A 23190-nucleotide genomic window follows, 5' to 3' on the forward strand; every position below is an offset into this window, starting at 1 on the left:
CAGCCGGCTAACAGCTAAAATGCTGTCTATCCTTTACCCCCTAAGGGTTGCGTAAAAAGATGATCTCAATCCGATTATTGCGTACCGCCATGGGGTTTTTATCCGAAAGCTCTCGGTCCGCGTGCCCAGTCACGCGGTCCAACCGCTGTGGCTGGATGCCTTTGTTCTGCAGCAGTTGGCGGGTGCTTTGCGCCCGCGCGGTCGACAGATCCCAGACCGGGTTATTCGCCAACACGACGGGCGCAGACCGCACATGCCCTTCAACCGCGATTGCGTTTGTCACCAGGTCAGAAGACCGCGCTACCAAAAGGGTCAGCGCGCGCATCATTTGGGTTGGCGTGTCTGTCCCCGATTCGAACAACGGTTGATCCTCAGTGGCGAACAGCTCGACCACCAGCCCTTCGTCGGTGACGCGGGTCACGATGTGCTTGCGCATCTTATCGGACACCAGGCTTTCCCCAGCGCGCCCCAGCAACTGCGCCTCGAGCGACGAGAAATCTTCGAACGCACCCTTACCGCCGCCTTTCGCATCCACGCCGGTTGATCCGCGCGCCTGTTTCGCCTCGGTGGGGTTCCGATTGCTGGCACCTGATCCATCCATAACCATGGTTTTTTCCGAAAACATGTTGTCACCGCCGAAGGCACCATCGCCGCCGCCCGAGACCGGATTGACCGGAATCGTGGGCGAAAAATAATCCGCCAGACCCTTGCGTTGCGTCTCGGTCGTTGCATTCAGCAGCCACATCAACATGAAGAACGCCATCATGGCAGTGACAAAGTCCGCATACGCGACCTTCCACGCACCACCGTGGTGAGCATCGCCACCCGATACACGTTTCTTCTTGATGATGATTGGCGCCACATTGGATTGCGCACCCATCTCCACCACCTTCTATTCACCCGCTTACTGGCCTAGCAGGGCAGGTGTTAAGGTGGGCTTAACACTTAAAACTGTTCTGAATTCTAAGACTGCGACACCGGGTTTACACCAGCGCGCCTTAAAATCAGAGATAATCGATTAAAGCTGTTTTCGATACCATCGGGATCAGCCTTCGCAAAAAAGCTATCTAGCTCTTCGTGGACCCGGACGGCGCGATCCAACAAAGGATCTGTTCCTTCGGCATAGAGACCGGCTTTGATCATCACCTCAGATTGCTCATAACTGCCGACCAGCTTGCGGGTTTCTGTAATCAACTGGTTCTCATCTGCGGTCGCCGCACCTGGTAGGCTGCGTGATACGGATCGGCTGAGGTCAATCGCTGGGAAGCGCCCGCGTTCGGCGATGTCTCGGCTCAGCACGACATGTCCGTCCAAGACGCCGCGCAGAATGTCCGTAATGGGCTCGTCCATGTCAGAACCCGCGACAAGAACACTGAAGACTGCGGTGATGTCACCTTGATCGGCAGTTCCGGGACCCGCCCGTTCGCACAGGTTTGCAATCAGCGGCTTGACCGATGGCGGGTAGCCACGTAGCGATGGGGCCTCACCCATTGCGGCGGCAATCTCGCGATGCGCTTCGGCAAAACGAGTAACTGAATCGGCCAGAAACAGAACGTTTAACCCTTGATCCCGCAGGTATTCCGCCACCGACATGGCCGACCATGCGCACCGTCTGCGTATCAGGGCCGATTGATCCGAGGTTGCGGCCACGACGACGGATCGTTTCAGACCTTCGGCACCCAGGGCGTTCTCGACAAACTCATTCACTTCGCGCCCGCGTTCGCCCACCAATGCAACGACCACAGCATCCGCCTGGACTGAACGGGCAAGCGTCGCCAGAAGTGTTGATTTGCCAACGCCTGAACCAGCGAACAGGCCGATTCGCTGACCTTGGACAATGGGCAGCATCGTATTGAGGATGGCCAACCCGGTTTCCATACGACAGCCCAGCGGCTTGCGCGATACCGCAGATGGCGGGGCCTGCATAAGTTCACGTTCAAGCGTGCCAGGCAGCAGGGGCTTGCCGTCCAGAGGTTTGCCAAACGGATCGATTACCCGCCCAAGCCAGTGCATTCCGGGCGCAAAGGCAGGCATCTGGTCGAGAGAGACCTGATCCCCTAGGCTCACGCCATCGGGCGCAGTGGCAGGAAGCATATAAATAGCGCTCGTTTCGACATTCAGAACTTCGCCCGGCAACTCTGGACCGCATCGTCGGTGTAGGGTCAGATGATCCCCGATCCGGGCTTGCGCGGCCAAACCGTCAATTTCAACCACGCCGCGCGCTACACTGGTTACACGCCCGATATGGTGTACCGCCGACATCCTATCGAATTCGCATTTCAGACGCATCGGATCGAGATCGGCCATCGCAGGTCCTCCAAATAGATTTGTTGAAAACGGTTTCTAAAGGAATCGGGGTTAAGCCTTGATTGAAATTGATCGAGGGAGAAGCCCCGATGTTCAATGACCTGAACGTCTTTAAGACTGCGTACGCAATGGCAACCCATGCCGGACAACGGCAAGCGGTTGTCGCGCGCAACATGGCCAACGCGGATACGCCGGGATACAAGCCCCGCGATATTGAAGCCTTCCAGACAGCGTTTGAAAACACGAACCGAGAGGTCGCGATGACCGCGACTCGGACGGGTCATCTGAATGGTGATGTGCGCGCTCAGCCTTGGGCTGAATTCACGTTCGCGGCTTCGAGCGATCCGAATGGCAATGGTGTTTCATTGGAGGAAGAGATGCTGAAAGCTGTCGAGGTCAAGCGACAACATGACCGGGCATTAGCGATCTACAAGTCTTCAATCGGTGTGCTGCGCACGAGCCTGGGCCGGGCATAGGGGAATTCACGATGAGCGATTTTTCCTACTCGTTGGACGCGTCGGCTAGCGCACTGCGTGCGCAAGCAGCGCGGTTGCGTCATGTGTCCGAGAACATCTCGAACGCCGATACGCCGGGATACCGGCGTAAGACAGTCCCGTTTGAGACAGTCGAACGGGACGGAAAAGAGATGGTTCAGGCGGGGCGCGTCAAACTCGATCGTCGCGACCTGAGCCGAATTTATGATCCTGGCCACCCTATGGCTGATGAGACTGGCCATTACAGAGGATCAAACGTCGATCTGATGATCGAAATAGCAGACGCCCGAGAGGCGCAGCGCAGCTATGAAGCCAACCTCAAGATGTTCGACCAGACCCGGCAGATGTCATCAAGTCTGATGGATCTACTCCGAAAATAAAGGAATACCAGAATGGATGTTCGCTCACTTACCGCCGCACAGAACTATACGGGTGCGCGCCCTGCAACGCAGGCCGACCCCGAACATCAGGGGACAGCGCAAGGGCTGCGATCCTCGTTTCAGGATTTCGTGGCGACGCTGAAACAAAGCGAGCAAGTCACGCAATCTTCGATGGTTGGGCAGGCCGACCCGCACGCTTTGGTTCAGGCGCTGGCGCAGACAGAGTTGGCAGTGGAAACGGCTGTGATTGTTCGGAACAAAGTCGTTGAAGCCTATCAGGAAATCTTGCGGATGCCGGTCTGAACGATGCTGAGCGAAGGTCTGTTCTACGACATTGTGCGCCAGGCGCTTTGGGCTGCAGTCATCACGTCGGTTCCGATTCTGGCGGTGGCGCTGATCTCGGGCCTTACAGTTGGTTTGTTTCAGGCCCTGACCTCGGTTCAGGAGATGACTCTGACCTTCGTGCCTAAGCTGATTGCAATCGTGGTCGTGTTCTGGATGTCGATGGGCTTCATGACCCAGACCCTTGTTACGTTTTTTACCGGGACATTGGTCCCGCTTATTGCCGAAGGTCGCTGATGGACACCACTTATGTCACCTTGTCCCGCCAATCCGGTCTCATGGATGAGATGCGAATGGTGGCCAACAATATCGCCAATGCCAACACGACCGGGTATCGTCAGCAGGGGTTGGTTTTCTCCGAATTCGTCCGGGATATGCCGGGCAATCCTTCACTATCGCTCAGCCGTGCGCAGGTTCGAAACACTTCTCTGCAACAAGGTGTGCTGACCGAGACAGGCGGGTCCTTCGACTTTGCAATCGAAGGGGACGGGTTCTTTATGATCGAAACGCCCGCAGGGAACCGCCTGACGCGTTCCGGTAGTTTTTCACCCAATGCTGAGGGCGATCTGGTGACGATGGACGGGCACCGGGTTCTGGACAGCAATGGCGCGCCGGTCTTTGTCCCGCCCGACGCCGCAACGATCGATGTTGGCAGCGACGGCACGATGAGCGTCGATGGACAACTTCTGAGCCAGATCGGTGTCTACAACGTCGCCGATCCCGAAAACCTGGTGCGCGAAGGAAGCACACATTTTCGTGCAGGCGGGCAGGTGGAACCGGTGGGCGAGCCGGTCGTGCTGCATCGGTTCCTCGAAGGATCGAATGTCAATGCCATTGGTCAGGTGACCCGGATGATTGAAATTCAGCGGGCCTACGAGCTCGGGCAAAGTTTTCTTGAGGCCGAAGACGAACGGGTTCGCGGGGCGCTTAAGGCATTGATGCGCTGATTACCGGAAGGAGAATACGACATGCGAGCATTGAAGATCGCGGCTACGGGCATGACCGCACAGCAGATGCGGGTTGAGACAATTTCAAACAACCTCGCGAATATGAATACAACCGGCTACAACACCCGCCGGGCCGAGTTTGCCGATCTGCACTATCAACAGATGGCGCGCGCCGGGGCGGTCAATGCCTCGGATGGAACGGTCCTTCCGACAGGTATTCAGTTGGGGTTGGGCGTGCGCCCTGCCGCCGTCACCGTACAGCTGGAACAGGGCGGGCTTTCGGCAACAGGCAGTGATCTGGATGTCGCCATCGAAGGGCGGGGTTACCTTGAGATCACCATGCCGAATGGCCAATCCGCCTTTACCCGAGACGGAAGCCTGAAACGTTCGGCCGAAGGTCTGATCGTAACTTCTGATGGGTTTGCCGTTGCCCCTGAAATTACCATTCCAGACGATGCCAGATCGATCTCGATCAATGCGGCGGGTGAGGTCTATGCCTATTTCGATGATACGGCCGAGGGGCAGTTGCTGGGCGAGTTTACGCTGGCCAGCTTCTCGAACGCCAAGGGTCTTGAGGCCATTGGTAGCAACCTCTTCAAGGAAACCGAAGCCTCGGGTGCACCGGTGGTCGGCACCCCGGGCGAAGATGGGCTGGGCACATTGCGGCAGGGCTATCTTGAGGACAGCTCAGTCGATGCGGTGCGCGAGGTCACGGAACTGATCGAAGCGCAGCGTGGCTATGAAATGAACGCCAAAGTTATTTCCGCCGTCGACCAGATGATGGGCGCGACCACGCAGGTCCGGTGATGCGCCTGTTAACCCTCATACTATGCATGATGCCGATGCCAAGCTTGGCCGAGATCGTTGTGCCGACCCGCACGATCCGCGCCAAAGAGGTCATTGTCTCATCCGACCTCGAAATCAAAACCACTGAGGTCAATGGGGCGGTTCGTAGGCCAGAGGATCTTATCGGTCAGGAGGCACGTGTTGCGCTTTATCCAGGTCGGCCAATCCGCCCTGCCGATGTCGGTCCGCCTGCGATCGTGGACCGAAACGATCTGGTGACGCTGGTGTTCGATCACGTCGCGCTATCGATCACTGCCGAAGGCCGCGCGTTGGGCCGGGGCGCAGCAGGCGAGCGTATCCGTGTCATGAATCTGGCGTCTCGCACAACAGTAACGGGCGTAATCCGTCCCGATGGACAAATTGAGGTTAAATGATGCCGAGCCTTTCGAAACCCCTGCTATTTGTCGTTCTGAGTGTTGCGGCGTGTGGACGATTGGACCACCTTGGCAAGCCGCCCAGCCTGACACCAAACACGGAATCGCCCGAACATGTTGCCATGCTGTGGCCCGGGCTTCCGCTGCACAGCCAGCCGCAGCGAACGGTCGACCAGTCCTCTTTGTGGAGTGGCGGTCAGCATTCCTTGCTTGGGGATCAGCGCGCGATGAAAAAAGGCGACATTCTAACGGTCGTGATCGAGCTGGATGAAAAGGCCGAAATTTCCAACGATACCAATCGATCGCGCGCGGGGTCGGAAAGCCTTGCAGTGCCGGAACTCTTCGGCCTGCCGCAGCGTGCGGGTGAACGCCTGCCGGAAGGCGCCTCACTTGATGATGCCGTTTCAATTGACTCGGCTTCGGTCAGCAAAGGGAAGGGATCGGTCAAACGCAAAGAGAAACTGACCTTGCGCGTGGCGGCAACGGTCGTCGACGTGCTGCCTAACGGTGTGCTTTCGATTTCTGGATCGCAAGAACTGCGGGTGAATTTCGAACTTCGGGAACTGCTGGTCTCGGGCTATGTCCGCCCCGAAGATATCTCGCGCCAGAATGAAATCACCTATGACAAGATCGCGTCAGCGCGGGTGTCTTATGGTGGCCGCGGGCAGATCACGGATGTGCAGCAACCACGCTATGGACAACAGATACTTGATACCTTGCTACCTTTCTGAGGGCTGCGCTGATGGGAAAACTACTACCGATCGTTTTTCTGGTTTTCGGCCTGGCTGCCGGTGCGGGCGCCCGGATCCTATTGTCCCCTTCCGGGGAAGCTGAAGATCTTGCGGAGGCTGGGCAAAAACCCAATGAAGACAAGAAAAACAAAACTAAACCCGGCAAAGATGATCAATCAGAAACACATGAGTATTTGAAACTCACCAAACAGTTCGTGGTCCCCGTGGTTTCCGAGGACGAGATATCGGCGCTCGTCACCATGTCCCTCAGCCTTGAGGTGAGGCCGGGGATTGCCGAAGCGTTTTATGAGATCGAGCCAAAATTAAGGGACCGGTTTCTGCAAGTTCTGTTTGATCACGCCAATATCGGCGGGTTTGACGGCGCATTCACGCGGTCAGACAACCTGACGGCTTTGCGCAATGCGTTGCTGGAGGTTGCGAGAAAGGATCTGGGCGAAGATGTCTCGCAAGTTCTGATCATGAGTGTCAGCCGACAGGATACCTGAACGGGTTGGGGTTACGATTCCTGAGCTTTAGATTGTCGCACGCGTCGCTTGTGTTCCTGCAGGCGGCGCGACAGATCGGCAACGGCCAGTTTGCGCCCAAATGCCCCACGCAATTCTTCCATTGCCGCAAGCTTTTGTGATCGCAGGCGCGCCAACTCGGTGTTCAGGTTGCGCCGTGTCAAAGATTCCCAGCCGTGCCACAACAGGTCTGCGCCGGTGACCTGATAGCCATCCGACTGTGAACTCGTCGATTTTACTTCGGCTAATTGAGAATCCAGACGCGTCAATTGCTGAAGCAACTGGGCTTCGCGCTGCAACAAAGGGTGCAATTTTTGGTGTTCCCGTTGATAAACAGCTTCGGCGACGGTCAAAAGGTTGCCCATGCGATCTTGCGTCATCCGACCTGACCCTTCGCTCGTTTGCGCATGGCTTCGGCAAACCGAATAGCTGCTGCAACGGGTCGGTAGTATTCTTCGGTAATTTCCTGTCCGATCCCGACGGTCGCGTGCAATGCGCGTGCTGTTGGTGGATCGGAATGAATAGGAATGCCTGCGTCTCCGGCCGTGGCCCTGATTGTTGCCGCGATTTCATCTACCCCTTTGGCGACGCAAACCGGAGCGCTGCCATTTGCTCGCGACCATTTCAGCGCCACCGCATAATGCGTCGGGTTGACGATCACCACATCGGCCTTGGGCACATCCGCCATCATCTGCTTGGTTGCTATGTCCTGCGCGCGTTGGCGACGCTGCTGTTTGACGTGCGGATCACCCTCGGAATCCTTGGTTTCATCCTGAATTTCTTTGCGTGACATTCTGTTTTTGCGAAGGTGTTCGGCATGTTGCCACAGATAGTCTATCACGCCGATCGCCAGCGCGATCATTATGACGATAAACAGAAATTGGCTGAGTAAGTTCATCATCAACAGAATTGAGGATCTCGGGGCGGCTGCACTGGCTGTCAGAATCTCGGGCAGGTGGGCGTGCAAAAATAGGGTCAGGCATGTTCCATAGATCAACAATTTAACAAAGCTCTTGGCGAATTCGAACAACCCGCCCCGGCCAAACTTGTTCTTTGCGTTTGAGACGATCGAGATGCGTGAACCGCGTGGTTTCAGCTTTTCCGGCGCGAAGATCAGTGCGCGCTGGGCGATCAGGCTGAGCAACACCGCGACTGCCGGAACGATAAACAATGCGGCGATTGGTGCCAGAGTTGATCTCAGAATCCCAGCGACGGTGCATGTCGCGGGTCCGACGGTCAGCAAGCTTGCGAATTGATCTGATTGGTCGATCAAGACCACGAACACAGTCCCCAGATGCTCTGCCGTGAATTGCCCCGTGAGCAAAAGTGCGACGAGCAGTCCCATGTATGCAGCCACCACCGACAGATCATTGGACTTCGCCACCTCGCCTTTTTTGCGGGCTTTTTCCAGCTTTTGCGGGGTCGCCTCAAATGACTTATCACTGTCGTCGTCTGATGCGCTCATCGCAGCCCTCCAAGCGGGTTTTGGAAAAAGGTGAACAAAGCGTCAGACCAGGTTGCCAGGATCAATGGTGCCCCGGCGAAAAGCAGGAAAAGGCCTGCGAAAGTGATTGCTGGGGCACCGACAAAAGCGACCATGAGCTGCGGCATGGCGCGGTTAATTACGCCCAGTGCGAGGTTGTAGATCAGCGATGCGATGACAAAGGGCATCGCCAGCGCAAAGGCCAGTCCAAAGCTGCGGGCGACTTGCGCAACGCCCCATTGCGATAGATCAGGCGCAGTTGGTAGCGCGCCCATCGGAAACAGCATATAGCTGTGGATCATGAACTGCGCTGCACGGATATGAAGGCCAAGCAATACCGCCAGCGCCAAGCCGGCCAGCGTCAGCAGATACCCCATCGCCGGGACAGGTTCTGCGGCCGCTCCGCCAAGGATCTGAGACAAGGATGTCGCTTGCGCCGCGATTGAACCTGCAGTTTGTAGTGCAAGGACAAACAGGCGCAACCCGATGCCGAGCATAAGACCGATCAAGACTTCGATGGTGATTAATCCAATCATTTTGTGAAAGCCCGGCATAACACCCGATGCGGGTATGGCGGGAATGACAATCATTGTGAAAGCAACTGACACGCCCAGTTTGACCCGCACAGGGACGCTGCGTTCACCAAAGGCCGGTAGTAGCGAAACCAATGCGGACACACGAAGAAATACGGCAAACAGATGCCACAGGTTTTGCCCCAGATGTGGCCAAAGCTCTGACGGGACTGAGATCACGCGGGCACCGTTCCGACCAAGGCGGGGCGCGCCTCAAGCCCGATCTCTTCAAAAGACAGGACGGGGTTGGCGACGCCGCGCGCGTGCATAATGGTCCTGAGCAATCTGCGTCGGCGGGTCGTGGTTACGACCGCCGGGAACAACCCGTGATCTGCTGATTTTGCGACGCTATCGACAACTCCATCGGCCAGCTTATTGAACAGGTTGGGCGGTAGTGCCACGTCGATACCGGCGTTCGCGGCGTCGATCTGGTAGGTGGCAAATGTGTCCTCCCATTCCGGCGCGAGTTGGATCAGAGGGATCGAGCCGTCCTCGCGCTTCATGTCGGCAACCAGTTGAAAGCCCAGCCGCTGGCGGACCAGTTCGCAGATCCCTTCGGGCTGGGTGGTGGTCAATCGTGCTTCGGCCACGCTTTCAAGGATCAGCGCCATGTTTCGGATCGAGACCCGTTCGTCTAGCAACAGCCGCAGAACAGCATGCAGTGTGTCGATCGGCACCTTGTCCGGGATCAATTCGTCCAGCATTTTGCGGTTGGCTTCAGCTCGGGTCGGATCGCTGAGCCGCGTCATCTCGGACAGCAGGCGGCGAAGGGATTTCAGGGTCATAAGGCGCGAGAAATTCTGTTTGATGATCTCTAGCAGATGGGTCGCCAGAATTTCAGGAGGGGTGACGATGGTGGCCCCATTCAGTGCGGCGACCTCCTGGTCCTTGGGCAATATCCAGCGCGCCGGGGCACCGTAGACGGGTTCGGTCACATCGGTGCCATCAGGTAGAAAGTCGTGCCCGTCCTGTACCAGTGCGAGCACGAGTTCAGAATTCAGAACACCACGCGCCTGTTCGACCCCTTGTACTTTGATCACATAAGTTCCGGTCGGAAGATCGGCGCGGTCAGTCAATCGAATTTCGGGCAGGATAAGCCCAAAGCTTGAGGCGACATAGGTCCGCATGTTGGCGATCCGCGCGTCAAGGCCGGTACCGGGATTCAGCACCATGCTGACCAGATCGGGGGCGAATTCCAAGTGAACGTCGTCGAGGTCAAGGATATCACCGATGGCCTGTGAAACCGGAGTGTCAGACTCGGCCTCGGGGGTCTGAGCCTCTGCCTCGCTGGCGTTGCGTTTTCTGAGGCCTGAATAAGCCGCATAGCCCAGCACCCCGGCCCCAAGAATGAACGGTAAGAACGGCAAACCGGGCACCAGGGCGAACAGCACCATTAGAACCGCTACGGTGCCCAACGCCGCCGGGTGGCGTCCAAGCTGCGAGAAGATCGCATTGTCAGTTGCACCCTGCGTACCGCCACGCGCCAACAGCAAGGCAGACGCAATCGAGATGATCACTGCTGGTATCTGCGATACCAACCCGTCCCCAACGGTCAGGATTGCATAGGTTTCGAAGGCGGACGATACCGGCATCCCATGCACGATGACCCCCATGACCAATCCCATCACGAGGTTGAGAAGTGTGATGAGCAACCCGGCAATCGCATCGCCTTTGACGAATTTCGACGCGCCGTCGAGCGAACCAAAAAAGGTGGTTTCCTGCTGCTCGCGCTCGCGTCGTTCTTTGGCTTGCTGGTGATCGATGGCTCCAGCCGACATGTCACTGTCGATGGCCAACTGTTTGCCCGGCATCCCGTCCAGCGCGAACCGGGCACCCACTTCGGCCATGCGGGCCGCACCCTTTGTGATGACCATGAAGTTCACGATCAGCAGAACGCCAAACACCACAAGGCCCAGAAAGATGCTGCCGCCCATGACAAACTGGGCGAAACCTTCGATCACGTCACCAGCGGCGTTGGTGCCGGTGTGCCCCTGACCGATGATCAGCTTGGTTGAGGACACGTTCAGCGACAAGCGCAACATCAGTGAGGCCAGCAGGATCGTCGGGAAAGATGAAAAATCCAGAGGCCGCTCAATGAACAGCGTCAAGGTGAAGATCAGGATCGCCAGCGCAAAGGACGCCGCCAGCCCCACATCCAGGACCCAGGCTGGCATGGGCAGGATCATCATCACGATGACCGCCATCAGCGCCAGCGCCAGCAATATGGTCGGAGTGAACAAGGTGCGGGGATCGATACGGGGCACTATCTGCTCCTAATTGAAAGCGATAAAGGCGGTGGCTGTAGAGGTTTCGGGAACCAGTGACCCCAGCGCGTTCTGGCCGACCGGATGAGCGTTCAGCGGGATGAGTGGGCTGGCAGATGCGGTGAATGGATCGCGTTCGTGGGCTGTGCCCGAGCCATCCAGCTGCGCCAGGACGGTCTGAAAACGGTCAGAATATGAGGCCGCAAGGTGCTGCGTGCGCGAGTGGTAGGCCCCGGCAGCGGCAGGCCATGATCCAAGTTCCGCATAAAGCTGGGCCAGAAACCGTGCTGCATAGGTTGCGTTTTCATCCGGATCGAACATCGCGTCGATCGAGCGAAAAGCCTTACCATGCCAACGATAATTGATCTGAAAGCAACCGACATCAAAGCTGCGTACACCGGATTTGAAGATGTCGAACACGTAAGACTTTGCCTCAACCTCGGAGGCAAACCAATATCCCTGTCCTTCACGATTGACGGTCCATGGCCAGGGTTCCAGTAATCCGTTCTGCGTGCGGCCTGTTTCTACGCGGGCAATTGCCTTGAGAACATCGAGCGGGACGCCTTCGGCCTGCGCAGCCCGCCGGGCCGCTTGATCACACAGCGCCGATGTTGGCGATGCGTATCCGGCCTGCGCCAGAAGGGCCTGCGCCAAGAGCGCGGAAACTAGTAGGTTTTGAGTTGGCATTCTGCCGGTCCGGAATTCTAATCAGTCCGGGCCAAGCTATCCAATCATCTGTTTACAGAGAGTTAGCGCGCCTTAGTTTCGATCAATCTTTCGGCCAAAAACCACACTGGTGTTGGTACGCAATACGCCGGGGATGCGCGCAAGTTCGTCGACCAGAATGTCGAGATCTTCGATCCGTGGCGCTTCGGCGGAAAGCAGCAGGTCAAATTCGCCATTGATTGATAAACACAGTTTGACCTCGGGATAAGCTTCAAGCCGCTTGATGATCCGTGTGGTTTCTTTCTGCTGCACTTCAAGCAGAACGATGATCTGAACGCGTGGCGTATCTTCGGTTTCGCGCAAGACAACCGAGTACCCTGCTATAACGCCTCGCTCCTCCATGCGATTGATGCGTTCATGCACCGTTGTTCGGGCGACGCCAAGCTTAGAGGCGATGAGGGTCGTCGAATCGCGTGCATTGTGTTGCAAAGCGGCGATGATGCGTCGGTCAAGCTGGTCCATTGCGGCTCCGGGTTCAGGCAACTTCGCCTCGGTTTAGGGTAGTTTGGTGTTCGGGCTCAAGGCTGGTGCGGATAACGGGGATGCAGTTCATCAATGATGATCGGATGCGCATGAGGTTTTGGCCCAGACAGGTGGGGGTGATCCTGTGGGAGGTCAGGGTGGCCGTGAACCACCGCATTGTCTTCGCGCCGTGGCCAGGCAATGAGCACAAGAACCAGACCCAGAATCGCTGCGGTCGCCATTCCGGCCATGGCCACAGTTACGCCAAAGCGGGTCATCAGCCACCCGGCCAGGGGATAAAGCACCAGCCAGCAAGCATGAGACAGAGTGAACTGTGCGGCAAACACAGCGGGTCGATCTTCGGGGTGGGCGGATCGGGTCAGCAGGCGGCCCGAGGGCGTCAACGTGCTGGAGTATCCAAAGCCGACCAATAGCCAGGTCGTTGTCAGTAAGCCCAGCGTCATCGGTAGGGTGGCAGATAGCAGCGCCGCTGCTGCCATGGTGCCCGTCGCCAATGATGCACCTCCCAGCATGACGCGACGCTCTGGAATGTGATCCAGAAGGCGTGGCAGTGCAAATGCTGCGAGCATCGAACCGCCACCGAACCCGGCCAGCGCGACGGCAACGGCGCTTTCAGAAAGACCAAGATCGCCGCGCACGATCACGACCGTGTTGACGATGACCATCGAACTGAGCGCGGCCGCGCTCCAACTCAGCGCCAGCAGGCCGCGCAGGCGCGGGGTTTTAAGGTAAATTCGAATGCCGCGCGTTGTGCGGTCATAGATGCCACGCGGCTGGGATGGTTTGGGTGAGGGCAAAGTTGCAGACACCACAAGCAGGGCCGAGGCGACAAAACCGACACAGGTGCCCAGAAACAGGCTGTCGAAACTGACGAACAGCAGCAAGGTGGCGGCCAGCATCGGGCTCAGCAGGCTTTCCAGATCGTAAGCCAGCCGCGACAGGGACAAGGCTTTGGTATAGTCCTGTTCGTTGGTCAGCACATCCGGGATGGTGGCCTGAAACGCGGGTGTAAATCCGGCTGAGGCGGATTGCAGCACAAAGATCAGCACGTAGACCTGCCAGATTTCGGACACGAAAGGCAGGCAGAGCGCAACCACAGCGCGCACCAAATCCATTGCGACCAGCATCCGACGACGATCCAGCCGCTCGGCAAAGGCAGCAGCAAGCGGGGCAACGGTGACATAGGCGATCATTTTGATCGTAAGAGCGGTACCAAGGACCATCCCGGCGGCCTCTCCGGCCAGATCAAAGGCTAACAGCCCCAAGGCAACCGTCGCCAGCCCTGTTCCGGTCAGCGCCACGATCTGCGCGGCCAGCAGATGTCTGTAGGTACGGTTTTTCAGGATGCTGAGCATTGTCGGAATTTCTCAATCGCGGTGTCGCATCCATAGTTCTCGTGTTGGCCATAAGGTCAAGGGTGCCGCTTTTCCAAGGACGGCGTTGAGTTTGCGGGCCAAACCGCCTATCTCGGGGCCGAAAGCGCACAAAGGACATTTCCGTGGCGAACCACTTGTATAAAAATGACCTGCCGGACGGGCTGGATCTGGGCCCGGTTGTGGCCATTGACTGTGAAACCATGGGGTTGAACCCGCATCGAGATCGCCTGTGCGTGATCCAGATGTCAGGAGGGGACGGCAACAGCCATATCGTTCAGGTCGAGATTGGGCAGACGCAGGCGCCGAACCTCTGTGCGATGCTGGAAAACCCGAATGTTTTGAAGCTGTTCCACTTTGGCCGCTTCGATATTGCTGCGATGTATCACACCTTCGGCGCTTTGGCCGCCCCGGTCTATTGCACCAAGATCGCCAGCCGTTTGGTGCGCACCTATACTGATCGTCATGGTCTTAAGAACCTGTGTCAGGAACTGATTGGCGTCGATATCTCGAAGCAGCAGCAGATGAGCGATTGGGGCGCTGAAACGCTGACTGATGCCCAGTTGGACTATGCGGCATCGGATGTTTTGTACCTGCACCAACTGCGGGATGCACTGGACGGACGTCTGGCCCGCGAAGGCCGCACCGAAATGGCGCAGGCGTGTTTTGACTTCCTGCCGATGCGTGCGAAGCTTGACCTCGCAGGCTGGCCCGAAACTGATATTTTTGCGCACTCATGACTGACACCGAAGCATTCCTCAGAACCGCCCGGCAGGTCGTTACCGACGAAGCCCGCGCATTGGAGGTCCTTGCCGAAAGCTTGGACGAGCATTTCGCCGAAGCCGTGCAACTGATCCTGCAGGCCACTGGCCGCATCATTATCAGCGGTATCGGCAAATCCGGCCATATTGGCCACAAGATCGCGGCGACTCTGGCCAGCACTGGTACGCCCGCCTATTTTGTTCATCCCGCCGAAGCCAGCCATGGTGATTTGGGCATGGTCTCGAAAGGCGATGTGGTCCTTGCGATCTCGAACTCAGGTGAAGCGCCGGAACTGGCGAACTTGTTGGCCTTTACGCGTCGCTTTGGAATTCCGCTGATCGGGTTGTCGAGCAAGCCGGAAAGCACCTTGATGAAACAGGCGGATGTGCACCTGCTTATCCCGTCACTGGGAGAGGCCTGCGGCTTTGGGATGGTGCCTTCAATTTCGACGACGCTGACCCTTGCGATGGGCGACGCGCTGGCGATTGCGCTGATGAAGTACCGGGATTTCAAACCCGAAGATTTCCGCGCTTACCACCCCGGTGGAAAGTTGGGGGCGCAACTGTCAACTGTGCGTGATCTGATGCATGAAGATTTGCCCTTGGTGACCGCTGGCACCCCGATGAGCGAGGCGCTGCTGGTCATGAGTCAGAAGAGCTTTGGTGTTGTGGGAGTCACTGATCAGGCAGGTCGTTTGCTGGGTATTGTGACCGATGGCGACCTGCGCAGGAACATGGACGGGCTATTGAGCAAAAACACCGAAGAGGTGATGACCGAAAATCCAATGACCATTGCGCCAAGTGCTATGGCGGAGGAGGCGGTTGCAATCATGAACGATCGCAAGATCACGTCACTCTTTGTGGTTGATCCTGACACAAATGGCCCAGCCTTGGGTCTGCTGCACATACATGACTGTCTGCGTGTAGGATTGGGTTAAGACGATGGCTGAGGTTGATCGCCATTCCCGATGGGTACAGTTCCTGAAGGTGCTGTTGCCGCTGGTGGCGATTTTGTTGCTGTCTTCCGTCTTTCTTCTTTCCCGCAGCATCGACACCAATGTCTCGGTGCCGTTCGGCGATCAGGATATTGGCGACCGGCTGACAGATCAGGTGGTCACGCGACCCGACTACAAAGGTGTCACTCGCAAGGGCGAGGAAATCCGCGTCGAAGCCCGACGGGCCAGTCAGGGTGGCGATGGCGACACGCCGACCGCTGCCGAAGTGCAGGGCCGCTTTGGACTAAGCGATGGGGGTGAGATTACGCTCGAATCCAATACAGGGATCATCAGGCCAGACAAAGGGACCGCAACCTTTGTTGGGGATGTGGTCATCACCACCCGGGACGGCATCCAGGTCACCACCGAGCTGTTGAATACATCGCTGGATGAAATACGTGGTGATAGTCCCGGCCAGATTGACGGAACCGGTCCGATTGGCGACTTTACTGCGGGGCGAATGACTTTCGGAACCGAAAAAAAGGACGGTCCGGTTCATATTCTTTTTACAGGCGGCGTGAAGTTGATATATGAGCCGCAAAAAGCAGAAAGATAACTTGTGTTCGATTTACGTGTCGCCTTTTTGTGTCTAGCCGTGGCTGTCGGAGCCACACCTGTTTCTGCACAAGAGGCTCAGGTGGCGTTCGGCTCGGTCAATGCCGACCCGACGCTGCCGGTCGAAGTGACGTCCGAGACATTGAACGTGAATCAGGAAGATGGATCGGCCGAGTTTATCGGCAACGTCATTGTCATCCAGGGTGAGATGCGCCTGACGGCAGACCGGGTTCTTGTCATCTATAACGAAGAACGCTCGGCCATCGAACGGATGGAGGCCACCGAAAACGTGGTTCTGGTCAGTCCGCCCGACGCAGCCGAGGGCGATTGGGCAGAATACACCATCGACTCCGGCGTGATTGAGATGAAGGGCAACGTGTTGCTGACGCAGGGCCCAAGTATCATCAGCGGCGACGAGATGATTGCAAATCTGACGACGGGAACCGCGACGATGTCAGGGCGTGTCAAAACCATTCTGCAACAAGGTGGCAACTGATGAACCGGCCCGAACTCTCCATCGCTGAAGGTTCTTCCGGTCTGAAGATCGAAAAGCTACGAAAGTCTTATCGCAAGAAGACCGTCATTCGCGATGTGTCCATGGAATTGAACCGCTCCGAGGTCGTGGCGTTGCTAGGCCCGAACGGATCGGGCAAGACCACCACTTTTTATTCTGTCGCGGGTCTGGTTTTCCCCGAAGCAGGCACGGTCACGATTGATGGGCAGAGCGTCACGACCCTGCCGATGTATCGTCGTGCCCGGATGGGGATCGGATATCTGCCGCAGGAGATGTCGATTTTCCGCGGGATGAGCGTTGAAGACAACATCGCTTCGGTTCTAGATATCACGGTTAAACATGCCCATCGCCGCAAGGAGCGGCTGGAAGAGCTGCTATCGGACTTTTCCATCGAACACCTGCGCCGAGCGCCTGCATTGGCATTGTCCGGCGGAGAACGCCGCCGGGTCGAAATAGCGCGCTGTCTGGCCGCCGATCCGAAATATCTGCTGTTGGACGAACCATTTGCGGGTGTCGACCCGATCAGTGTCGGTGATATCCGGCATCTGGTGGCCGATCTGAAAAAGCGTGGCATCGGAGTGCTGATCACGGATCATAACGTCCGGGAAACGCTGGAGATTGTGGATCGGGCCTATATCTTGCATGACGGCCAGGTTTTGATGTCAGGCACGCCCGACGAAGTTGTCGAAAACGAAAATGTTCGCCGGGTCTATCTGGGTGAAAACTTCCGTATTTCATAAGGTTGTGCGGAGATGCGCCTGACGCATGACGGAAATCACGTATATACACACCTGTTTTGATTGACTCTTCCCTCACCTCTTGGCTCAATTGGCATATGGCATTTCTTCGGTTCCAAACTGGATCTCGATCTCCCTTCGTTGAAGGGCCGGGCCAACGGCAACCGCAGAACATGCCGATACCCCCCACCCGATAAAAACAAGTCAGTCGCGTTACGCGACGTCAGAATGGGTGTGAATTGTGAAGGAGATCACATGCGTTACCAAATCAGCGGAAAACAGATCGACATCGGTGCGGCCCTGCAGACCCATGTGCAGACCGAACTGGGCGAGGTCGTGGGCAAATATGCCCAGCGGCCTACAGACGCCAACGTCGTCTTTTCCCGTTCGGCGCATGAATATGTATGCGAAACCACCGTGCATCTGTCGACCGGCCTGACCGCACAGGCCAAGGCGCACGCGACCGAGATCTACGCGGCATTCGAAGGCTGCTGCGACAAGATGGAGACACAACTGCGACGCTATAAGCGCCGCCTGAAAGACCACCATAAGGATCGGTCCGAGCCGGTTGAACTCTTTGGCGCGTCCTCTTATATCCTCGCCTCTGACGAATCGGAGACGGCAGACGAACCCGAATCGCTGCAGCCTATGATCGTGGCTGAGATGGAAACCAAGATCCCATCGCTCAGTGTTGGTGAAGCCGTCATGCAGATGGAACTCGCTGGTGCTCCGGTACTGGTGTTCCGAAATGAGAACAAGGACGGATTGAATGTCGTTTATCGCCGCGAGGACGGCAATATCGGTTGGATCGATCCGTAACAGGCAAGACAAATCGGCCTGCCCCCGAATAGCCGGGGGCACGGCTTAGGAGCAAAATGATGGAGCTTTCGAGCATTCTAAAGCCAGAAGCGGTGCGTGTACTGTCCGCTGCTTCCAGCAAGAAGCGTTTGTTTCAGGAAATTGGCGATGTGGGCGCCGCGACGCTTGGGCTGGATGCTCAGACGATCGTAGACAGCCTGCTTGAGAGGGAGAGCCTTGGCCCAACTGGTGTTGGACATGGTGTTGCACTTCCGCACGCACGGCTTTCCGAACTAGAATCGGTTTCGGGTGTGTTTGTCATGCTGGAAAAGCCCATCGACTTCGGCTCGGTCGATCGTCAGCCGGTCGATTTGGCGTTTTCCCTGTTTGCGCCAGAAGAGGCGGGGGTTGAACACCTTAAGGCGCTGGCGTTGGTCTCGCGCACGCTGCGCGAGCAATCGGTCTGCGCCAAGCTGCGGGCCAACCCTGACCCGGTAAAGCTGTATGCCATTCTGACTGAAGCGCAATCGATGCAAGCTGCCTGATTGGCCCACTTATCAACAAAAAAAGCCCCCGATTTGTCGGGGGCTTTTTTTGTTTCTTTAGCTGGCGTGATCAGCCGCCGGATCCCATCTCCAGCGTCCACCAGATCTTGCCACCGCCTTCTTGGTGCCAGGCGAATCCCATCTGGGTGGCGCGCGGGTCCATGATCACAGCACGAGGACCGGGTTCCTGCATCCATGCGGCCAGCGTTTCGGTCTCGGTCTCAAAGGTTTCCGAGATCGCTTCACCCAGGAATGTACCGAAGTAACCGGCGCGCGCCGCGCGATCCAACGGAGACGAACCGTCCGAACCGAAATGCCATGGCCGATTCTGTCGCGCCATGTCTTTCGCATGAGTGGCGGCAGCTGCATTCAGTTGCGAGTTCAATTGGACCTGTTGCAGGCCAGATGCTTGCCGCAAGGCATTCACCGAATCCAGCATTCTGAACTGCAGCTTTTCAGGGTTGCCACGAATTTTGTACACAGATGGCAGCGGTCTGCCATCGGCGCCAATAGCGGATGTGCCCGAATCGGTACATGCCGCAAGTGCGACAAAACAAATCGCTAGTAGAGAAAGAATACGTGTCATGATCGGCCTAAATATTGTGTCGAGAAGGGAAATAGCCTGCTTGACCGCCCGGAGCAAACCTACAATGCCCCAACCTTGCGTGATTCTGCCGGTTTGATTTGCGACTGAAGCATTCTGGCCATAAAATGCCTTAGATTTTGCATTTGCTGTTAGCAGAGGACCGATCTCCATGGTCAAGAAACATATTCTTACATCGACGCGCCGGGGATTCCTGGCCGGTGCAACCGCCAGCTTGGCCTCGCCTGCGTTGGCTCAGTATATTCCGGGCGACCCGCTACGCCCCGCCCCGGAACCGGAAGCTCCGGTACGCCGCAATGTGTCGGGATTCCGTGCGCTGGACTGGCAGCCCTATTTTTCGAACACTCGAAACGGTGCTATTCTGGTGGATACCGTATCCAGAGCGCTGCATTATTGGTCAGATGATCAATCCGTATACAAACTGTACCCCTCTTCGGTGCCTCTGACCGAGGAATTGACCCGTCGCGGACGCACCAGTGTCATTCGCAAGGTGGAAGGCCCAAGCTGGTCACCGACGCCATCGATGAAGAAGCGCAACCCTGAATGGCCGGATTATATTCCGCCGGGTCCTGATAACCCGCTGGGAACACACGCTTTATATCTGAGCTGGAAGTATTATCGCATCCATGGCACCCACGATACGCGTAAAATTGGACGCCGGTCGTCGAACGGGTGCATTGGCTTGTTCAACGATGACATCGCCGAACTGTTTTCTATGGCTAAGGTCGGCACGCAAGTGTTGCTAATTTGACGACATTTTCGCGCACGAACCCGCTTGCGGGACAAGTTGCAATTGCAATCCGCCTGCATTGCTGATTAGAAAAACTCACGAGGTAAGTCTTAGATGCGTGGTTTCGCTATTGGGAATCGCGCAAATTCTGGAGGTTAATATGAAGAAACTCGTTCTCGCTGCTGCTCTGACTGCTGCTGCTTCGACCGCATATGCTGGCAATCTGGAAGAGCCGGTTGTTGAAGCACCTGTTGTTGTCGAAGAGACCCAAGGTTCGTCGCAGGGCATCATCCTGCCGCTGATCCTGCTGGTTGTTGTTGCCGCAGCTGTTGCAGCAAGCTAAGTCGACGAGACTTTATGCACTTAAAAGGCGGTGGTGCAAACCACCGCCTTTTTTCGTGTCTGGTGAAAGCGCGATTAGTCTAACCAACCACGCAGATTGTCTTCGATCACCTTACTCAGCGCGGCGATATGCGAATCATCGTCGTTAAGGCAAGGGATATAGGTGAACGATTCACCACCTGCCTCTTCGAAGCTCTCTTTGATCTCTTCGTTGATCTCTTCCAGCGTCTCAATGCAATCGGCAGAGAAGGCAGGTGCGATGACGGCGATGTTCTTCTTACCCTGACGCGCCAGATCAGCCACGTGATCAACGGTGTAGGGCTTCAGCCATTCTTCAGGTCCAAAGCGCGATTGAAAGGTCGAGATCAGCTGATCATCCGTCCATCCCAGACGCTCTTTCAGTAGCCTTGATGTTTTCACGCATTGGCAGTGGTAGGGGTCCCCTTGCTGCAAATAGCGCTGGGGCATCCCGTGATACGAGCAGACCAGGACATCCGGTTTTGTCTCCATATCTGCATAGGCGCGCTCGACAGAGCTCGCCAACGCATCGATATAGGCAGGTTCGTCGAAATAGGCCGGAACAGTTCGGCTGGCAGGCTGCCATGTCTCTTTCATCAACGCGCGGAAGAACTGATCATTTGCTGTAGCAGTCGTGGCACCGGCGTATTGCGGGTAGAGCGGGAAGAACAGGATGCGATCACAGCCTTCTTCTACCATCTCTCGGACCTTCGACGGAGTTGAAGGATTGCCGTAACGCATGCAAAAATCCAGCATCACCCGATCGCCATACCGCTGCTGCATCGCTGCGCGCAGCTTGGCAGTCTGATCTTTGGTGATCGTCATCAACGGGCTTTCGCCCTTATCGTGATTCCAGATTGACTTGTACGCCTCACCCGAACTGAAAGGCCGCTTGGTCAGAATGATGCTTTGCAGAATCGGCTGCCACTTCCACGCCGGGTAGTCGATCACGCGCTTGTCCGACAGGAACTCGTTCAGATACCGCCGCATAGGCCAATAACTGTAGTCATCTGGAGTTCCCAGATTAGCCAGCAGGATGCCGACGCGGCCCATCTTGACCTTGGGATGGTCTGCAGGGGCATGGGTTGGACGAGTGGCATCAAACATTGAAAGCTTCCTGATTTGTGGTGTCTGGCCTGAGATATAGGGAAAAGGCCGGTCGTCAATCGGGCAGTTTGCCCTCATCCGTACCTAGCGCATCAGCCAGCCGCATCTTGGCGGATCCCGGACGCAATGGTTTGAGTTGGCTGTCATCGGGGGTCCAGCCCGTCAGACAGATCAATTCAAATGTTGCCGTCAGGCGGCCCTGTGGCGATTTGTAATGTCCGGCATAGATGTCTTGCGCTTTGTCAAAAACAGCACGTCGGGTCGCGTGTTTCAGGCGATCGGCCAATGCGTTGGTTTCTCCCATTGCACGCAGATCACGCATCAAATGCAGCAGATCGCGGTATTCCGCAGACAGTGTCGCCTTGTCGGCGACGGGTAAAGCCAGCCCGGCCCGCTGCAGCAGCCCCCCCAGATCACGAAGCTCGGCCATAGGAGCAATACGGGGGCTGAGACCGCCAGTCACCTCGATCTCGGCTTGACCCAAAGCCGCGCGTAATTCCTTAAGGGTGTCGCCCCCTAAACATACCGCTAACAGCAATCCGTCGGATTTTAGGGCGCGATGGCATTGGATCAGTTGGCCGACCGGGTCGTTTGCCCAATGCAGTGCCATCGCATGTATCAAGAGATCATGCGCTCCTGGAGTTAGGTCGAGAACATCTTCATCCCTGATCACCCGGGCCTCGGGCCACAACCCCTCCCAGATATGAGGGAAGGGGGTCACGACGGCGGGGGCCTTAAAGGTTTTGTTAACCATGGACAGACGATCCTGCACTTCGTCGACAGCGACATGGTGCAGGAAAAGCGCGTCGTCCCGCGCGCGGCTGCGGTGAAGCGCAAGGACGGCGCGGTCAAACAGAGAGGGTGTAGTGTCGGACGGAAGCTTCATAAGCCGCAAGTATCGCATTCGTCAGGGGATTCAAACCGCTGTCGAGATGATCTACCCACCGCGTTGCCTGTCCTGCGGAGCACTGACCGAATCCGATTTCGGCCTCTGCGGCGCATGCTGGCGCGACACGCCGTTCATCGGTGGCACCGTCTGCGAAAGCTGCGGCATGCCACTTCCCGGCGCGCGGGACGGACACCGGATTGAATGTGATGACTGCCTCAGGGCACCACGCGCGTGGCAGCATGGTCGGGCAGCGTTGCTGTATCAGGGGCGCGCGAAGGCACTCATACTTGCCTTTAAGCACGGGGATCGGCCTGAGTTGGCCCGCCCTGCCGCACGCTGGATGGCTCAAGCCGGGCAAGAGCTGTTGCACCCGAACATGCTGATCGCGCCGGTTCCGCTGCACTGGACCCGGCTGATCAAGCGTCGCTACAATCAATCGGTGCTGCTGGCGGGGCATCTGGGCCGGGAAGCGGAGTTGAGCGTCTGCCCCGATCTTCTGGTACGCACGGTACGCACCCCTGTTCTGGATGGAAAAACTGCGGTTGAGCGATCCCTTGCGCTGTCCAACGCCATATCTCTGCATCGAAAACGTGCACCCATGATCAGAGGCCGGGATATTCTTCTGGTCGATGATGTTATGACCTCGGGTGCGACGTTGGACGCCTGCGCGCGTGTCTGTCGCGCGTCAGGGGCAAATCATATTTTCGTGTTGGTACTGGCGCGCGTTGCCAAGGATGCCTAATTCGCCC

General features: G+C 57.0%; 31 protein-coding genes. 19 read left to right on the forward strand and 12 right to left on the reverse strand.

The window, feature by feature from the left end; genetic code table 11:
• Nucleotides 1-40: 40 nt before the first annotated feature.
• Both ACR0MJ_RS19490 and ACR0MJ_RS19495 read right to left on the reverse strand, forming a co-directional pair.
• A complete protein-coding gene (locus ACR0MJ_RS19490) occupies nt 41-880 on the reverse strand; it encodes a flagellar motor protein MotB (RefSeq protein WP_170613635.1) in 840 nt (279 codons plus the stop codon).
• 83 nt (nt 881-963) lie between these two features.
• On the reverse strand, nt 964-2289 hold the full coding sequence (locus ACR0MJ_RS19495; protein ID WP_480762275.1) for a FliI/YscN family ATPase: 1326 nt from the start codon (nt 2287-2289) through the stop codon (nt 964-966).
• 107 nt (nt 2290-2396) lie between these two features.
• Between ACR0MJ_RS19495 and ACR0MJ_RS19500 the strand changes: the two genes are divergently transcribed.
• Genes ACR0MJ_RS19500 through ACR0MJ_RS19540 form a run of 9 tightly spaced genes read left to right on the forward strand, consistent with a single transcriptional unit; the run spans nt 2397 to nt 6927 of the window.
• A complete protein-coding gene (locus tag ACR0MJ_RS19500) occupies nt 2397-2783 on the forward strand; it encodes a FlgB family protein (RefSeq protein ID WP_480762233.1) in 387 nt (128 codons plus the stop codon).
• Between the two features lie 11 nt (nt 2784-2794).
• The gene (gene flgC / locus ACR0MJ_RS19505) at nt 2795-3181 is read left to right on the forward strand and encodes a flagellar basal body rod protein FlgC (RefSeq protein WP_170395265.1); all 387 of its coding nucleotides are present in this window, start codon (nt 2795-2797) and stop codon (nt 3179-3181) included.
• A gap of 12 nt (nt 3182-3193) precedes the next feature.
• Nucleotides 3194-3484, forward strand: a complete 291-nt coding sequence (fliE, locus tag ACR0MJ_RS19510) for a flagellar hook-basal body complex protein FliE (RefSeq protein ID WP_170734158.1) — start codon at nt 3194-3196, stop codon at nt 3482-3484.
• A 3-nt stretch (nt 3485-3487) separates the two neighbouring features.
• Nucleotides 3488-3760, forward strand: coding sequence for a flagellar biosynthetic protein FliQ (locus tag ACR0MJ_RS19515; protein WP_480762234.1), 273 nt, complete (start codon nt 3488-3490; stop codon nt 3758-3760).
• A complete protein-coding gene (locus tag ACR0MJ_RS19520) occupies nt 3760-4470 on the forward strand; it encodes a flagellar hook-basal body complex protein (RefSeq protein ID WP_480762235.1) in 711 nt (236 codons plus the stop codon). The genes ACR0MJ_RS19515 and ACR0MJ_RS19520 overlap by 1 nt, the downstream gene beginning before the upstream one ends.
• 21 nt (nt 4471-4491) lie before the next feature.
• Nucleotides 4492-5277, forward strand: coding sequence for a flagellar basal-body rod protein FlgG (gene flgG / locus ACR0MJ_RS19525; RefSeq protein WP_480593038.1), 786 nt, complete (start codon nt 4492-4494; stop codon nt 5275-5277).
• Complete coding sequence (gene flgA / locus ACR0MJ_RS19530; protein WP_480571223.1) at nt 5277-5690, forward strand: flagellar basal body P-ring formation chaperone FlgA; 414 nt, start codon at nt 5277-5279, stop codon at nt 5688-5690. Before flgG ends, flgA begins: the two co-directional genes overlap by 1 nt.
• Complete coding sequence (gene flgH, locus ACR0MJ_RS19535) at nt 5690-6421, forward strand: flagellar basal body L-ring protein FlgH (RefSeq protein WP_170395282.1); 732 nt, start codon at nt 5690-5692, stop codon at nt 6419-6421. The genes flgA and flgH overlap by 1 nt, the downstream gene beginning before the upstream one ends.
• Before the next feature lie 11 nt (nt 6422-6432).
• Nucleotides 6433-6927, forward strand: a complete 495-nt coding sequence (locus tag ACR0MJ_RS19540) for a flagellar basal body-associated FliL family protein (RefSeq protein ID WP_170408681.1) — start codon at nt 6433-6435, stop codon at nt 6925-6927.
• 11 nt (nt 6928-6938) lie between these two features.
• Here the strand turns inward: ACR0MJ_RS19540 and ACR0MJ_RS19545 are convergent, their stop codons facing one another.
• From ACR0MJ_RS19545 to ACR0MJ_RS19575, 7 genes are all read right to left on the reverse strand, one after another.
• Nucleotides 6939-7298 (reverse strand): hypothetical protein, encoded by a 360-nt coding sequence (locus ACR0MJ_RS19545; protein WP_480437394.1) that lies wholly within the window; start codon nt 7296-7298, stop codon nt 6939-6941.
• 23 nt (nt 7299-7321) lie between these two features.
• The gene (gene flhB / locus ACR0MJ_RS19550) at nt 7322-8410 is read right to left on the reverse strand and encodes a flagellar type III secretion system protein FlhB (RefSeq protein ID WP_480762236.1); all 1089 of its coding nucleotides are present in this window, start codon (nt 8408-8410) and stop codon (nt 7322-7324) included.
• Nucleotides 8407-9180, reverse strand: coding sequence for a flagellar biosynthetic protein FliR (locus tag ACR0MJ_RS19555; RefSeq protein WP_480762237.1), 774 nt, complete (start codon nt 9178-9180; stop codon nt 8407-8409). The genes flhB and ACR0MJ_RS19555 overlap by 4 nt, the downstream gene beginning before the upstream one ends.
• Complete coding sequence (flhA, locus tag ACR0MJ_RS19560) at nt 9177-11264, reverse strand: flagellar biosynthesis protein FlhA (protein WP_480762238.1); 2088 nt, start codon at nt 11262-11264, stop codon at nt 9177-9179. Before flhA ends, ACR0MJ_RS19555 begins: the two co-directional genes overlap by 4 nt.
• Nucleotides 11265-11273: 9 nt before the next feature.
• Nucleotides 11274-11951: a lytic transglycosylase domain-containing protein gene (locus ACR0MJ_RS19565; protein WP_170423333.1), complete on the reverse strand. Its 678-nt coding sequence runs from the start codon at nt 11949-11951 to the stop codon at nt 11274-11276.
• A gap of 72 nt (nt 11952-12023) precedes the next feature.
• Nucleotides 12024-12452, reverse strand: a complete 429-nt coding sequence (locus tag ACR0MJ_RS19570) for an Lrp/AsnC family transcriptional regulator (protein ID WP_170626321.1) — start codon at nt 12450-12452, stop codon at nt 12024-12026.
• Nucleotides 12453-12508: 56 nt separating this feature from the next.
• Nucleotides 12509-13828: an MFS transporter gene (locus tag ACR0MJ_RS19575; RefSeq protein ID WP_480762239.1), complete on the reverse strand. Its 1320-nt coding sequence runs from the start codon at nt 13826-13828 to the stop codon at nt 12509-12511.
• A 143-nt stretch (nt 13829-13971) separates the two neighbouring features.
• Between ACR0MJ_RS19575 and ACR0MJ_RS19580 the strand changes: the two genes are divergently transcribed.
• From ACR0MJ_RS19580 to ACR0MJ_RS19610, 7 genes are all read left to right on the forward strand, one after another.
• Nucleotides 13972-14586, forward strand: a complete 615-nt coding sequence (locus ACR0MJ_RS19580) for a ribonuclease D (RefSeq protein WP_170597160.1) — start codon at nt 13972-13974, stop codon at nt 14584-14586.
• Nucleotides 14583-15545, forward strand: a complete 963-nt coding sequence (locus tag ACR0MJ_RS19585) for a KpsF/GutQ family sugar-phosphate isomerase (protein WP_170395309.1) — start codon at nt 14583-14585, stop codon at nt 15543-15545. Before ACR0MJ_RS19580 ends, ACR0MJ_RS19585 begins: the two co-directional genes overlap by 4 nt.
• A 4-nt stretch (nt 15546-15549) precedes the next feature.
• Nucleotides 15550-16158 carry an LPS export ABC transporter periplasmic protein LptC gene (locus tag ACR0MJ_RS19590; protein WP_480762242.1) on the forward strand — a complete coding sequence of 203 codons (609 nt, stop codon included), beginning with the start codon at nt 15550-15552 and terminating at the stop codon, nt 16156-16158.
• A gap of 3 nt (nt 16159-16161) precedes the next feature.
• Nucleotides 16162-16653, forward strand: a complete 492-nt coding sequence (locus tag ACR0MJ_RS19595; protein ID WP_255611996.1) for an LptA/OstA family protein — start codon at nt 16162-16164, stop codon at nt 16651-16653.
• Complete coding sequence (gene lptB / locus ACR0MJ_RS19600) at nt 16653-17411, forward strand: LPS export ABC transporter ATP-binding protein (protein WP_170395315.1); 759 nt, start codon at nt 16653-16655, stop codon at nt 17409-17411. Before ACR0MJ_RS19595 ends, lptB begins: the two co-directional genes overlap by 1 nt.
• 252 nt (nt 17412-17663) lie before the next feature.
• Nucleotides 17664-18227 carry a ribosome hibernation-promoting factor, HPF/YfiA family gene (hpf, locus tag ACR0MJ_RS19605; RefSeq protein WP_039541074.1) on the forward strand — a complete coding sequence of 188 codons (564 nt, stop codon included), beginning with the start codon at nt 17664-17666 and terminating at the stop codon, nt 18225-18227.
• A 59-nt stretch (nt 18228-18286) separates the two neighbouring features.
• Nucleotides 18287-18751, forward strand: coding sequence for a PTS sugar transporter subunit IIA (locus ACR0MJ_RS19610; protein ID WP_170395318.1), 465 nt, complete (start codon nt 18287-18289; stop codon nt 18749-18751).
• A 70-nt stretch (nt 18752-18821) separates the two neighbouring features.
• On the opposite strand, the gene dalA is transcribed toward ACR0MJ_RS19610, so the two are convergent.
• Entirely contained in the window at nt 18822-19337 is a 516-nt protein-coding gene (gene dalA, locus ACR0MJ_RS19615; protein ID WP_255611997.1) for a divisome-associated lipoprotein DalA, read from the reverse strand.
• Between the two features lie 169 nt (nt 19338-19506).
• On the opposite strand from dalA, the gene ACR0MJ_RS19620 reads away from it, so the two are divergent.
• Both ACR0MJ_RS19620 and ACR0MJ_RS19625 read left to right on the forward strand, forming a co-directional pair.
• Nucleotides 19507-20106 (forward strand): L,D-transpeptidase, encoded by a 600-nt coding sequence (locus ACR0MJ_RS19620; protein WP_170395325.1) that lies wholly within the window; start codon nt 19507-19509, stop codon nt 20104-20106.
• A gap of 139 nt (nt 20107-20245) precedes the next feature.
• On the forward strand, nt 20246-20428 hold the full coding sequence (locus ACR0MJ_RS19625) for a hypothetical protein (protein ID WP_010442520.1): 183 nt from the start codon (nt 20246-20248) through the stop codon (nt 20426-20428).
• Nucleotides 20429-20502: 74 nt separating this feature from the next.
• Here the strand turns inward: ACR0MJ_RS19625 and hemH are convergent, their stop codons facing one another.
• On the reverse strand, nt 20503-21552 hold the full coding sequence (hemH, locus tag ACR0MJ_RS19630) for a ferrochelatase (RefSeq protein ID WP_170408671.1): 1050 nt from the start codon (nt 21550-21552) through the stop codon (nt 20503-20505).
• Between the two features lie 55 nt (nt 21553-21607).
• A complete protein-coding gene (locus ACR0MJ_RS19635; RefSeq protein WP_480762244.1) occupies nt 21608-22438 on the reverse strand; it encodes a methyltransferase domain-containing protein in 831 nt (276 codons plus the stop codon).
• Here ACR0MJ_RS19635 and ACR0MJ_RS19640 point away from each other — a divergent pair.
• Nucleotides 22419-23183 carry a double zinc ribbon domain-containing protein gene (locus tag ACR0MJ_RS19640; RefSeq protein WP_480762246.1) on the forward strand — a complete coding sequence of 255 codons (765 nt, stop codon included), beginning with the start codon at nt 22419-22421 and terminating at the stop codon, nt 23181-23183. The genes ACR0MJ_RS19635 and ACR0MJ_RS19640 overlap by 20 nt on opposite strands.
• The last annotated feature ends 7 nt before the right edge of the window (nt 23184-23190 follow it).

It is taken from the genome of Ruegeria sp. C6, assembly GCF_056537625.1.